At 74.0% G+C, this 12,446-nt stretch carries 10 protein-coding genes and 1 tRNA gene; 6 read left to right on the forward strand and 5 right to left on the reverse strand.

What is annotated here, in order from left to right; all coding sequences use genetic code 11:
* Positions 1-28 precede the first annotated feature (28 nt).
* From FB458_RS13445 to FB458_RS13455, 3 genes are all read right to left on the reverse strand, one after another.
* Positions 29-3,823, reverse strand: coding sequence for a multifunctional oxoglutarate decarboxylase/oxoglutarate dehydrogenase thiamine pyrophosphate-binding subunit/dihydrolipoyllysine-residue succinyltransferase subunit (locus FB458_RS13445; RefSeq protein ID WP_246061577.1), 3,795 nt, complete (start codon positions 3,821-3,823; stop codon positions 29-31).
* A gap of 239 nt (positions 3,824-4,062) precedes the next feature.
* Positions 4,063-4,866, reverse strand: a complete 804-nt coding sequence (locus FB458_RS13450) for an ABC transporter permease (RefSeq protein WP_141848939.1) — start codon at positions 4,864-4,866, stop codon at positions 4,063-4,065.
* Entirely contained in the window at positions 4,863-5,903 is a 1,041-nt protein-coding gene (locus FB458_RS13455) for an ABC transporter ATP-binding protein (protein WP_141848940.1), read from the reverse strand. Before FB458_RS13455 ends, FB458_RS13450 begins: the two co-directional genes overlap by 4 nt.
* Before the next feature lie 121 nt (positions 5,904-6,024).
* Here FB458_RS13455 and FB458_RS13460 point away from each other — a divergent pair, with 121 nt between their 5' ends.
* Both FB458_RS13460 and FB458_RS13465 read left to right on the forward strand, forming a co-directional pair.
* Positions 6,025-7,380: a hemolysin family protein gene (locus FB458_RS13460; protein WP_141848941.1), complete on the forward strand. Its 1,356-nt coding sequence runs from the start codon at positions 6,025-6,027 to the stop codon at positions 7,378-7,380.
* A complete protein-coding gene (locus FB458_RS13465) occupies positions 7,377-8,429 on the forward strand; it encodes a hemolysin family protein (RefSeq protein ID WP_141848942.1) in 1,053 nt (350 codons plus the stop codon). Before FB458_RS13460 ends, FB458_RS13465 begins: the two co-directional genes overlap by 4 nt.
* Before the next feature lie 18 nt (positions 8,430-8,447).
* On the opposite strand, the gene FB458_RS13470 is transcribed toward FB458_RS13465, so the two are convergent.
* Positions 8,448-9,311, reverse strand: a complete 864-nt coding sequence (locus FB458_RS13470) for a cytochrome c oxidase assembly protein (RefSeq protein ID WP_170185684.1) — start codon at positions 9,309-9,311, stop codon at positions 8,448-8,450.
* Between the two features lie 120 nt (positions 9,312-9,431).
* Between FB458_RS13470 and FB458_RS13475 the strand changes: the two genes are divergently transcribed.
* Positions 9,432-9,638 carry a hypothetical protein gene (locus FB458_RS13475; RefSeq protein WP_141848944.1) on the forward strand — a complete coding sequence of 69 codons (207 nt, stop codon included), beginning with the start codon at positions 9,432-9,434 and terminating at the stop codon, positions 9,636-9,638.
* Positions 9,639-9,681: 43 nt separating this feature from the next.
* On the forward strand, positions 9,682-10,311 hold the full coding sequence (locus tag FB458_RS13480; protein ID WP_141848945.1) for an FMN-binding negative transcriptional regulator: 630 nt from the start codon (positions 9,682-9,684) through the stop codon (positions 10,309-10,311).
* A 55-nt stretch (positions 10,312-10,366) separates the two neighbouring features.
* On the opposite strand, the gene FB458_RS13485 is transcribed toward FB458_RS13480, so the two are convergent.
* A tRNA-Arg gene (locus FB458_RS13485) sits at positions 10,367-10,441 on the reverse strand.
* Positions 10,442-10,494: 53 nt separating this feature from the next.
* Between FB458_RS13485 and FB458_RS13490 the strand changes: the two genes are divergently transcribed.
* Both FB458_RS13490 and lysA read left to right on the forward strand, forming a co-directional pair.
* Positions 10,495-10,941, forward strand: a complete 447-nt coding sequence (locus FB458_RS13490) for a response regulator transcription factor (RefSeq protein ID WP_170185685.1) — start codon at positions 10,495-10,497, stop codon at positions 10,939-10,941.
* 9 nt (positions 10,942-10,950) lie between these two features.
* Positions 10,951-12,369: a diaminopimelate decarboxylase gene (gene lysA, locus FB458_RS13495; RefSeq protein WP_141848947.1), complete on the forward strand. Its 1,419-nt coding sequence runs from the start codon at positions 10,951-10,953 to the stop codon at positions 12,367-12,369.
* Positions 12,370-12,446 lie beyond the last annotated feature (77 nt).

Genomic DNA, 12,446 nt, shown 5'->3' on the forward strand with positions numbered 1-12,446 from the left:
GCGCGGCGGAGCCTCCCCGGCGGCACGCTCAGCGGTCGAACGCCGCCTGCACGAGGGCCTTCTGCTCGACGTCGTGCGCGTGGTGGCTGCCGGTCGCGGGGGACGCGGCGGCCTTGCGCGAGATGACCTGAAGCGGGCGGGTCTCGCCGCGGGCGGCGAGCTGCTCGGGCAGGTTGAGGGCCATGAAGGGCCACGCGCCCTGGTTGCGCGGCTCCTCCTGGACCCACACCACCTCCGCCTGCGGGTACGACGCCAACTGCTCGGCGATCTCGTCGGCCGGCAGCGGGTGCAGCTGCTCGACGTGCAGCACCGCGGTGCTGCGGTCCTGCCGACGGGCGCGCTCGGCCTCGAGGTCCCACACGACCTTGCCGGTCGCGAGGAGCACCCGGGTGACCTGCTGCGGGTCGAGGCCGGCCGAGTCGGGCAGCACCGGGCGGAACGTCTGCTCGGTGAAGTCCTCGACGCTGCTGCTCGCGGCCTTGAGGCGCAGCATCGACTTCGGGGTGAAGACGACCAGCGGACGGCGCGGGCGGGCGTAGGCCTGGCGGCGCAGCAGGTGGAAGTACGACGCCGGCGTCGTCGGGAACGCGACGGTCATGTTGTCCTCGGCGCACATCTGCAGGTAGCGCTCGATCCGGGCCGAGGAGTGGTCCGGGCCCTGGCCCTCGTAGCCGTGCGGTAGGAGCAGGACGACCGAGGAGTGCTGGCCCCACTTCTGCTCCGAGGACGAGATGTACTCGTCGATGATCGACTGGGCGCCGTTGGCGAAGTCACCGAACTGCGCCTCCCACAGCACGAGCGCGTCGGGTCGCTCGACGGAGTAGCCGTACTCGAAGCCCATCGCGGCGTACTCGCTGAGCAGCGAGTCGTAGACCCAGAAGCGGGCCTGGCCCTCGCCGAGGTAGAGCAGCGGGGTCCACTCCTGCGCGGTGTCCTTGTCGATGAGGACGGCGTGCCGCTGCACGAACGTGCCGCGGCGGCTGTCCTGCCCGGCGAGGCGGACCGGGGTCCCCTCCTTGAGCAGGCTCCCGAAGGCGAGCAGCTCGCCCATGGCCCAGTCGACGTTGCCCTCGCGCACCATCTGCGTGCGCTTGTCGAGCAGCTGGCGCAGCTTCGGGTGGACGGTGAAGCCGTCGGGGACCGCGACGAACGCGTCGCCGATGTGCTCGAGGTCCGCGCGCGAGACCGGGGCGACCGTGCCGGCGCGCCCGGGGCGGGCGCCGTCCTGGGTCTGCGCGGCCGGCTTCTCCAGGCCCTTCTCGTCCTCGCGGGCGGGCTTGGGGGCGTTGATCGCCTCCTTGGTCTCGACGAAGACCCGCTCGAGCTGCTGCTGGTAGTCGCGCAGCGCGGCGTCGACGTCCTCGCTCGAGATGTCGCCGCGGCCGATGAGCGCCTCGGTGTAGAGCTTGCGCACGGAGCGCTTGTTCTCGATGAGGTGGTACATCAGCGGCTGGGTCATCGACGGGTCGTCGCCCTCGTTGTGACCGCGGCGGCGGTAGCAGACCATGTCGATGACGACGTCCTGGTTGAACGCCTGGCGGTACTCGTAGGCGAGCTCGGCGACGCGCACGCACGCCTCGGGGTCGTCGCCGTTGACGTGGAAGATCGGCGCCTGGATCATCCGCGCGACGTCGGTGCAGTAGACCGACGAGCGCGACGACGAGGGCGAGGTGGTGAACCCGACCTGGTTGTTGACGATGACGTGGATGGTGCCGCCGGTGCGGTAGCCGCGCAGCTCCGAGAGGTTGAGCGTCTCGGCGACGACGCCCTGGCCGGCGAAGGCCGCGTCGCCGTGCATGAGCACGGGCAGCACGGTGAAGTCCTCGCCACCGAGGCCGATGCGGTCCTGCTTGGCCCGCACGATGCCCTCGAGCACCGGGTCGACGGTCTCGAGGTGCGAGGGGTTGGCGGCGAGGTAGATCTTCGTCGACGAGCCGTCCTCGGCGACGAACTCGCCCTCGGTGCCGAGGTGGTACTTCACGTCGCCCGAGCCCTGGACCGACTTGCGGTCCTGCTGGTCCTCGAACTCGCGGAAGATCTGCCCGTAGGACTTGCCGGCGATGTTGGCCAGCACGTTGAGCCGGCCGCGGTGCGGCATGCCGATGCAGACCTCGTCGAGGCCGTCGGCGGCGGCGCGGCACAGCACGCGGTCGAGCAGCGCGATGGCCGACTCCCCGCCCTCGAGCGAGAAGCGCTTCTGCCCGATGAACTTGGTCTGCAGGAAGGTCTCGAAGGCCTCGGCCGAGTTGAGCCGGCGCAGGATCCGCAGCTGCTCCTCGCGACCCGCCTTGGCGTAGGGCTTCTCGACCTTGTCCTGGATCCACCGGCGCTGCTCGGGGTCCTGGATGTGCATGTACTCGATGCCGACGGTGCGGCAGTAGGAGTCGCGCAGGATGCCGAGGATGCGCCGCAGCTTGAGGAACGGCTCGCCACCGAACCCGCCGGTGGCGAACGAGCGGTCGAGGTCCCACATCGACAGGCCGTGCGTGGTGACGTCGAGGTCGGGGTGCCGGCGCTGGCGGTACTCCAGCGGGTCGGTGTCGGCCATGAGGTGGCCGCGCACCCGGTAGGCGTGGATGAGCTCCTGCACGCGGGCGACCTTGTTGATGTCGTCGTCGTGGCTGGTGGAGATGTCCTGGACCCAGCGGATCGGCTCGTAGGGGATCCGCAGCGACTCGAAGATGTCGTCGTAGAAGCCCTCCTCGCCGAGCAGGAGGCGGTGCACGAGACGCAGGAAGTCGCCGCTCTGGGCGCCCTGGATGATCCGGTGGTCGTAGGTGCTGGTGAGCGTGAGGATCTTGCTGACCGCGTTGCGGTTGATCGTCTCGGTGCTCGCGCCCTGCCACTCGGCGGGGTACTCCAGCGCGCCGACGCCGATGATCGTGCCCTGACCCGACATGAGGCGGGGCACCGAGTGCACGGTCCCGATGGTGCCGGGGTTGGTCAGCGAGATGGTCGTCCCGGCGAAGTCGTCGACGGTGAGCTTGTTGCCGCGCGCCTTGGCGACGACGTCCTCGTACGCCGTCCAGAAGTGGACGAAGTCCATCTCGTCGGCGTTCTTGATGCTCGGGACGAGCAGCTGGCGCGTGCCGTCCGGCTTGGCCAGGTCGATGGCCAGCCCGAAGTTGACGTGCGCGGGTCGCACGAGGACCGGCTTGCCGTCGCGCTCGGCGTAGCCGTTGTTCATCTCCGGCATCGCGCGCAGGGCGCGGACGACGGCGTACCCGATGAGGTGCGTGAAGGAGACCTTGCCGCCCCGCGAGCGGGCGAGGTGGTTGTTGATGACGACCCGGTTGTCGATGAGCAGCTTGGCCGGCACGGCCCGCACGCTCGTCGCCGTCGGGACGTGCAGGCTCGCCTCCATGTTGGTGACGACCCGGGCGGCCGGGCCGCGCAGCGGGACGACCTGGTCCTCGACCGGCGCGGAGGGGCCCGCGTTCTTCGGCAGCTCACGCGGCTTCGGCGGCGTCTTGGCCTCGGGCACGGGCTTGGCCTCGGGGGCGGGCTTCGCCGGCGGCGCGACCTCGGCCGCGGCGGCCGGCTGCTGCGCGGGCGGGGGCGTCACCGGCTGCGCGGGGGTCTTCGCCGCGGCCGGCGCCGAGTGCCCGTCGGCGGCCCCGTTCGGGCTGCCGTTGGGGCTGCCGTTCATGCTGCCGTTCGCGGTGCCGTTCGCGGCCCCGTTCGCGCTGCCGTGGGAGGCGCTGCTCGTCGTGCTGCCGTTCGCGGTGCCCGTCGTCCCTCCCTCGCCGGGCGGGTTGCTCGCGAAGTACGAGGCCCACTTCGGGTCCACGGACGTCGGGTCGGCGAGGTACTGCTGGTACATCTCGTCCACCAGCCACTCGTTGGGACCGAAGTCCGTGAGGGAAGTGGTCCGGGACTGGTCGGGCACGGCGGATACGCCTCTTTCACAGCGTCGACGGCGGAAGGTCGCGCCCCACGACATGCACGAATCGGACGCGACACGGTCCTGTCCAGGGTAGACCTGCGCACGCCGGGCCGGGACCACCCCACGGGGCGTGCCGGTGTGCGGCACGCCACGTGCGGTGGACGGTCAGGAGGTGCTCAGGAGATGTCGCGGCGGGTGGTGAGCGCCGACCCGACCCCCGCCATGACGGCGGCGTACGCCATGAGCACGAGCGCCCCGGCCCACCAGGAGAGGGTCGTCGCGTCGCTCGGGCCCCCGCCGAAGGCGTTGCCGGTGTCGCCGAGCATCGCGCTCGTGGCCTGGCTGGGCAGGTAGGGGACGATGTCGCGGCCCCAGCTCACCAGGCCGAGGACGGCGCCGAGGATGGGCTCGACGATCCAGGCCACGCCGACGGCGACGAGCAGGGCGGCCACCTGGTTGGGGATGAGGATCCCCGCGCCGAGGCCGATGAGGGCCCACAGGCCGAGCACGAGCAGGGCGAGGGCGAGCGAGCGCCAGATCGCCGGGTCGGCGAACGCGTCGTGCCCCTTGGCGCTCAGCACGGCGGTGCCGACCCCGACCGAGACGAGGATCGACAGGACGCCGTACCCGGCGCCGATGACGAGCAGCGAGACGATCTTGGCGAGCATGACCCGCACCCGGTGCGGGGTGGCCAGGAACGTCGAGGTGATCGTCTTGTGCCGGTACTCCGCGCCGATGGTCAGCACGCCGATGGCGAGGGTGAGCAGGTAGACCAGCCCGATGCCGCCGGTGAAGACCGTGCGGGCGAGCTGCAGGTCGGTGGTGGCGGCGCCCGGCTGGTCCTGCACGGACGAGCTGGTGAGGACGAGACCGAAGAGCAGGGCGAGCCCGCCGCTGGCCAGGGCGATGGCGATGGCCATGCCCCACCACATGCGGGTGGTGAGGAACTTGCGCAGCTCGGCGGAGATGGCGCGGGTCATGCCGACGCTCCTTCGGTGGTCGTGGGGTGGGGGGCGTCGGCCGGGGCGCCGGGGCCCGCCGGGGCGGAGAGGTTGCGGTTGGCGTTCGACGGCAACGACGTGAGCCGGAAGTAGAGCGACTCGAGGTCGGCCTTCTGGGCGACCAGGCCGTGCAGCGGGACCCCGGCCGAGAAGGCGAGGTCGCCGACGGCGGCGGCGTCGCCCGTGGCGAGCCGCACGGTGCCGCGCTCGTCACCGGCCTGTGGCTCGAGCAGCCGGACGCCGGCCCGGCGGGCCGCGTCGGCGAGCTCCTGGGCGCGGGGGCTGCGGGCGATCACGGTCGGCTCGCCGCTCAGCTCGTCGACGGTGCCCTGGGCGACCGAGCGCCCGTTGGCGACGATGACGACGTCGTCGACGGTCTGCGCGACCTCCTGGAGGAGGTGGCTGGAGACGAGCAGCGTCTTGCCCTGGCTGCTGAGGTGGCGCAGGAAGCCGCGCAGCCAGCGGATCCCCTCGGGGTCGAGACCGTTGGTCGGCTCGTCGAGGATGAGGACGCGCGGGTCGCCGAGCAGGGCGGCGGCGAGGCCGAGCCGCTGGCGCATGCCCATCGAGTAGCCGCCGGCGCGCTTGCGGGCGGCGGCCGGGATCCCGACGAGCTCGAGCAGCTCGTCCACGCGCGACGTCGGCAGCCCGGCGGCGGCGGCGAGGACGCGCAGGTGGTCGCGGCCGGTGCGGCCGGGGTGGAAGTTGGTCGCCTCGAGGGCGGCGCCGACCTCGCGCAGGGGGACGGGCAGGTCCTGGTAGCTGCGGCCGCCGATCGTCGCGGTGCCCGAGGTGGGCCGGACCAGCCCGAGGAGCATCCGCAGCGTCGTCGTCTTCCCGGCGCCGTTGGGGCCGAGGAAGCCGGTGATCCGGCCGGGCTCGACGGTCAGGTCGAGCGAGTCGACGGCCACGAAGCCGCCGAAGCGCTTGGTGAGGCCGCGGACCTCGATGCGCGCGCCGTCGGTCGCGCCGCCGCCGGGGGAGACGCGGGAGGGGGCGAGGGGTGCCTGGGTCATGACGCCACCCTCCCACCGCCCGGGGGTCGCGGGATCCGTCCTGCGGGGGAGTTCGGGGTCCGCGGGCCCCAGGATCAGGGGGGAGGGAGGGCGGACCCTGACCTCCTAGGATGGGTGGACTATGACCGAGTGGTTGCTCGTCCTCCTGGCGGTCGCGCTCACGGCGGGCACCTCGATCTTCGTCGCCGCGGAGTTCAGCCTCGTCGCGCTCGACCGCCCCACCGTCCAGCAGGCCGTCGACGAGGGGGACGGGCGGGCCCGGGCCGTCCTGGGCTCGCTGCGCCAGCTGTCCACCCAGCTCTCCGGCGCGCAGGTCGGCATCACCCTCACCACGCTCATCGTCGGGTACGTCGCCGAGCCGTCCGTGGGCGCGCTCCTCCAGGGTCCGCTCCGCAGCGCGGGTCTGCCGGACGGGGTGGTCGCGACGGTGGCCACGACGCTGGCCCTCGTCCTCGTCACCGTCTTCTCCATGGTGTTCGGCGAGCTGCTGCCGCAGTTCCTCGGCATCTCCGCGCCGCTCGGCACCGCCAAGGTCGTCGCGCTGCCCGTGCGCGGCTTCGCCCTCCTCGTCCGGCCGCTCATCGTCGTCCTCAACGGCTCCGCGAACCGCTTCCTGCGCGCGCTTGGCATCACCCCCCAGGAGGAGCTGTCCGGGGCGCGGACACCGCAGGAGCTGGCCAGCCTGGTCCGTCGCTCGGCGCTGCAGGGGACGCTGGAGGAGGGGACCGCGCGGATGATCACCCGGGGGCTCGACTTCGGCGACCGCACCGCCTCCGACGTCATGACCCCGCGGGTGCGCGCGGTCGCGGTGGACCGGACGACGTCGGCCGAGGAGGTCCTGCGCACCGCGCGGCAGACCGGCTTCTCCCGGTTCCCCGTCCTCGGCGACGGCTGGGACGACGTCGACGGCATCGTCCACGTCAAGCGGGCCATCGCCGTGCCGCAGGAGCGGCGTGCGGACGTGCCGGCCAGCGCCCTCATGGCCCCGCACGTGCTCGTCCCCGAGACCATCCGCCTCGACCCGCTGCTGCTGCAGCTGCGCGCCGCCGGCCTGCAGATGGCCGTCGTCGTCGACGAGTACGGCGGGACGGCGGGGGTGGTCACGCTCGAGGACCTCGTCGAGGAGATCGTCGGCGAGGTGAGCGACGAGCACGACCGCTCCGGCGGCGACGGCCAGCGGCTCACCGACGGCTCCTGGTCGGTGCCGGGCCTGTGGCGCCCCGACGAGGTGCGCGACGCCACCGGCGCGGTCGTGCCGGACGGGGCGTCCTACGAGACCGTGGGCGGGTTCCTCATGGCCGAGCTCGGGCGCGTCCCGGTGCCCGGCGACGAGGTCCCGCTCGAGGGCTGGACGCTGCGGGTGGCGCGGATGGAGGGTCGGCGCGTCGACCGCGTCCGCATCGTGCCGGCGGGCGAGCCGCCGGGCGGGCCGCCGGGCGAGCCGGCGCCGTCGCGACCCGAGGGGGAGGGGGCGTGAGCCACACCGTCGCCCTGTGGGTCTCGGTCCTCCTGCTGCTCGGCAACGCGTTCTTCGTCGGCGCCGAGTTCGCCGCCATGGCCGCGCGCCGCTCGACGCTCGAGCCGCTGGCCGAGCAGGGCAGCGCGCGGGCCCGGATGTGCCTCGACGCCCTCGAGCAGCTCGGGTCGATGCTCGCCACGGCCCAGCTCGGCATCACGGTCTGCTCGGTCGGCATCGGCGCGCTCGCGGAGGCCGCCCTGCACGAGATGATCGAGGGGCTCTTCCACACCTGGCACCTGGCCGAGCACGGCCTCTCCGACGCGTGGAGCAGCCCGCTGGCCCTCGTCCTCGCGCTGCTCGTCGTCGTCTACCTGCACGTCGTCGTCGGCGAGATGATCCCCAAGAACCTCGCCATCGCCGGGCCGGACCGGGCGGCGCTGCTGCTCGTCCCGCCGCTGCTGTGGCTGGCGCGGGCGCTGCGGCCGGTCGTGCGGGTCATGGAGGCGCTGGCCAAGTCCCTCGTGCGGCTGTTCCGGGTCGAGCCCAAGGACGAGATCGCCAGCGCCTTCACCGCCGAGGAGGTCGCGCACATCGTCGCCGAGAGCACCGCGGAGGGCCTCATCGAGGAGGAGCGCCAGGGCCTGGTCCGCTCCGCGCTCGAGTTCAGCGACAAGAGCGCGGCCGACGTCGCCGTCCCGGTCGCGCAGCTGGTCACCGTCGGGCCGGACACGACGCCCGCGCAGATCGAGCGGCTCGTCGCCCGGCGCGGCTTCTCGCGCTACCCGGTGACCGACGCGGTGGGGGAGGTCGACGGCTACCTGCACCTCAAGGACGTGCTCTACGCCGACGACGAGCGGCACGAGCAGCCGGTCCCCGCCAAGCGGGTGCGGCGCCTCGCCACCGTCCGCCCCCAGGACGAGGTCGAGGACGTGCTGGCCACGATGCAGCGCACCGGCGCCCACCTGGCCCGGGTGGTCGGTGAGGACGGCGTCGTCACCGGGGTCGTGTTCCTCGAGGACGTCCTCGAGGAGCTGGTCGGCGAGGTCAGCGACGCCACCCAGCGCTGACCCGCCCGACGGGGCGTCTCAGCGCCGGCCGTAGCGCCCCGCCAACCGGGGGTCGCTCTCCCACCAGGGCCGGTCCGGGCCCGTCGTCGGCCCGGTCGGCGTCGGTCGGCCGTCGGCCGGCGGGGGAGCGACGGCGGCGTCGAGCCGGGCGTCGAGCGCCCGGGCGCCCTCCTCGTCGGCGCGGGCCCACTGCACGAGGGTGACGAGGACGAGCGGCACCCCGACGGACTCGGCCACCGCGACGAGGGTCTGCCCCGTGAGCCAGTCGAGCGAGCCGAGGGCGACGATGCCGGGGACGGCGTCGAGCAGGCCGTCGGAGAAGGCGAACAACGCCCGCAGCGCCGGCCCGCACCACGCCGGCAGCAGCCCCTCGACGAGCAGCGGCACGGTGACCAGCAGCCCGAGCAGCAGCGCGACGACCTGGAGCGAGGACCAGGCCTCCGGCCGGGTGCGGGCGTCGGTGAACCAGCCGCTGGTCACGGCGAGCGTGAGGACGGCCGCGGAGAGCACCGAGGCCACGAGCGGGAAGGTGAGGACCCGCGCCGCCCGCCCGTGGAGCAGGGCGACAGGACCGCCGTGACCCTCCTCGAGGAGGCGCACCGGGTCGCCGAGGCCCAGCAGGAAGGGCACGACCGCGGTGACGAGGCCGAGCGAGAGCGCGAGCGGCCACGCCTCCTGCGCCCGACGGGCGGCGGGCCAGCCGGCCACCGCCCAGACCAGGAGCAGCAGGCCGAGGACGACGGGCAGGGCCCGCCAGGCGGGGTAGGCCGTCGCCGCCCCCCGGCGGCGCGCCGCGCGGTGGCGCGCCAGCAGGACGCCGTACGCCGCCGCGAGGGCGACCGGGAGCGCGAGCAGCGCGTCGGGCGCCCAGGTCGTCAGCACCTCCCGATGGTCACCCCGGACCCTGACCGTCCGCTGGGAACCGGCAGTATGGGACAGCCTTGATGAGTCATGCATGATGTGACATCATTACTGTCACATAGGGAAGCGAGGCCCGACGAGGTGCCCGTCCCGACCCCGACCTCCCGGAAGGTGGTGGCCCTCATGGCCCTGCTCCACACCCCGCACACGAACGACGACCGGGCCCCCCGGCTGCGCGGCCCGGTCTCCTACGACGAGACCCAGGGCGACGTGGGCGCGTCGCTGTTCCTCGGCGGGCTCGTCGTGCTCGCCCTGCTCGGCGGTCTCATCTGGCTCGGCCTGTTCTGAGGGGCCCGCGAGGGGCCGCGGCAGGGCGAGGCACACTGACGTCGTGTACGTCCCCGCCGCGAACGGCGTCCCCGACGAGGCCGAGGCCCGCGCGATGGTCGCGGCGGCCGGCGCGGCCACCGTCGTCACGACGGGAGAGGACGGCTACCCGCGCGCGACGCTGCTGCCGGTGCGCTGGGTGGGCGACCGGGTGGTCGCCCACCTGGCCCGGGCCAACCCGCACTGGCGCGAGATCGCCGACGGTGCCCCCTGCCTGCTCGTCGTCGACGGACCGCAGGCCTACGTCTCGCCCGGCTGGTACGCGAGCAAGGCCGAGCACGGCCGCGTCGTGCCGACGTGGAACGACGCGAGCGTGCAGCTGCGCGGCCGGGCCACGGTCCACGACGACCCCGCGTGGCTGCGCGCGGTCGTCACCGACCTCACGGACGCCCACGAGGGCGGCCGGCCCGACCCGTGGCACGTCACCGACGCCCCCGAGACGTACGTCGCCGGCCAGCTGCGCGGCATCGTCGGCCTCGAGGTCCTCGTCGAGCAGGTGACCGCGAAGGCCAAGCTGTCGCAGAACCGCTCGGACGCGGACCGCGCCGGCGTGGTCGCCGGGCTGGCGGCCTCGGGCGACCCGCGGGCCGCCGCCGTGGCGGCGCGGATGCGGCGCGCACCGAGCCCCGGGTGAGGGGCCGGACCTCGGCGGGTGACGCCGTACGGGCTGTGGCGGCCCCGGACGATCGTGGTGCCCCCGGCAGGATTCGAACCTGCGCTTCCGCCTCCGGAGGGCGGCGCTCTATCCCCTGAGCTACGGGGGCCCGTCGGCCGGTTCGGCCGCGCTCGGCGAGGTTAGCAGCCTACGGTGGGATCCGTGGAACCGGTGCTGGCGCAGGGCGACGACGGGCCGGGCTGGGTCCTGGTCGCCGACGACACGGAGTCGATCCGGCTCCTCGTCCGGGTCAACCTCGAGCTCGAGGGGTGGACGGTGGTCGACCGCCCCGACGGCGACTCGGCCCGGGCCCTGCTCGACGAGTCGGCCCTCGGCGGCCGGCTGCCGCGGGTCGTCGTCCTCGACGCGCAGATGGAGCCCGGCGACGGCTGGTCGGTCCTCGCGCACATCCGCGCCGTCGCGGCCCTCGCGCCCCTGCCGGTCGTCATGGCCACCGCCGCGATCCAGGACCACGAGCGCAAGCGGGCGGTCGCCATGGGGGTCGACGCGTTCCTGCCCAAGCCGTTCGACCCCGAGGCGCTCGTCGACCTCGTCGCCGGCCTGGCCCGTGACGGGCGGCCGCCGGTCGGCACCGGGGCGGGCCCCTAGGCTGGACCCATGCGCGCGCACGAGGCCGGAGCCCTGCACGCCGACGGCTACGGGCGGCCCTCGTGGCTCGCCGTGCCGGGCGACGTCAACGACCTCGTGCCCGCCCTGTGGGCCGGCTCGGTCGAGCGCGGCGCCGACGGCGCGCTCACCGTCGGCGGCACGAGCGTCCTCGACCTCGCCCGCGAGCACGGCACCCCCGCCTACGTCCTCGACGAGGACGACTTCCGCACCCGGGCCCGGGCCTTCCGCGACGCCTGGGCGACGGCGTACGGGCCCCTCGCCGGCGCCGACGTCTACTACGCGGGCAAGGCGTTCCTGTGCACCCAGGTCGCCCGGTGGGTGCGCGACGAGGGGCTGCACCTCGACGTCTGCTCCGGCGGTGAGCTCGCCGTCGCGCAGCGGGCCGGCATGCCGCCCGAGCGGATCGGCGTGCACGGCAACAACAAGTCGATGGCCGAGCTCGAGCGGGCCGTCGCGCTGGGGGTGGGGCGGGTCGTCGTCGACTCGGCCGAGGAGATCGAGCGGCTGGCCGCCGTCGCGCAGCGGCTCGGCACGACCGCGCGGGTCATGGTGCGGGTCACCGTCGGCGTCGAGGCGCACACCCACGAGTTCATCGCGACGGCCCACGAGGACCAGAAGTTCGGCTTCTCGCTCGGCTCCGGCGCGGCCGCCGACGCCGTACGCCGCATCCTCGCCCACGCCCCGCACCTGGAGCTCGTCGGCCTGCACAGCCACATCGGCAGCCAGATCTTCGACACCGCGGGCTTCGAGGTCAGCGCCCGCCGCGTCCTCGGCCTGCACGCCGCGGTCGCGCAGGAGCACGGGGTGCGGCTGCCCGAGCTCGACCTCGGGGGTGGCTTCGGGATCGCCTACACGACCGAGCACGACCCGCTGCCGCCGCACGAGCTGGCCTCGGGGATGGCGGCCATCGTCGAGCGCGAGTGCCGGGGTCTCGGCGTGCCGGTCCCGCGGGTGTCGGTCGAGCCGGGGCGCGCCATCGCCGGCCCGTCGACCTTCACGCTCTACGAGGTCGGCACGGTCAAGCAGGTCGACCTCGACGGCGGGGCGCGGCGCGCCTACGTCTCCGTCGACGGCGGGATGAGCGACAACATCCGCACCGCGCTGTACGAGGCCTCGTTCTCGTGCACCCTCGCCTCGCGCCGCAGCGAGGCCCCGCCGCGGCTCTCCCGGGTCGTCGGGAAGCACTGCGAGAGCGGCGACATCGTCGTCATGGACGAGTTCCTCCCCGCCGACGTCCGCCCCGGCGACCTGCTCGCCGTCCCGGGCACCGGGGCCTACTGCCGGGCCCTGTCCAGCCAGTACAACCACGTCCCGCGCCCACCGGTGCTCGCCGTCCGGGACGGGGTCTCGCGGGTGATCGTGCGTCGCGAGACCGTCGAGGACCTCCTCGCGCTGGACGTCCCGTGATCGCCCCGTCGACCCGCCGTCCTTCCCGTCCTCGGTCCGGATCCCGGAACATCCGCCGTCCGAGGCGTGGACGCACG

The organism is Lapillicoccus jejuensis (genome assembly GCF_006715055.1).
Taxonomy (GTDB): domain Bacteria; phylum Actinomycetota; class Actinomycetes; order Actinomycetales; family Dermatophilaceae; genus Lapillicoccus; species Lapillicoccus jejuensis.

What these genes read in the sequence shown, in the direction of transcription:
- FB458_RS13450 (WP_141848939.1), bottom strand. Translation starts at nt 4,866, where the DNA reads ATGACCCGCGCCATCTCCGCCGAGCTGCGCAAGTTCCTCACCACCCGC.
- FB458_RS13455 (WP_141848940.1), bottom strand. Translation starts at nt 5,903, where the DNA reads ATGACCCAGGCACCCCTCGCCCCCTCCCGCGTCTCCCCCGGCGGCGGC.
- FB458_RS13460 (WP_141848941.1), top strand. Translation starts at nt 6,025, where the DNA reads ATGACCGAGTGGTTGCTCGTCCTCCTGGCGGTCGCGCTCACGGCGGGC.
- FB458_RS13445 (WP_246061577.1), bottom strand. Translation starts at nt 3,823, where the DNA reads ATGTACCAGCAGTACCTCGCCGACCCGACGTCCGTGGACCCGAAGTGG.
- lysA (WP_141848947.1), top strand. Translation starts at nt 10,951, where the DNA reads ATGCGCGCGCACGAGGCCGGAGCCCTGCACGCCGACGGCTACGGGCGG.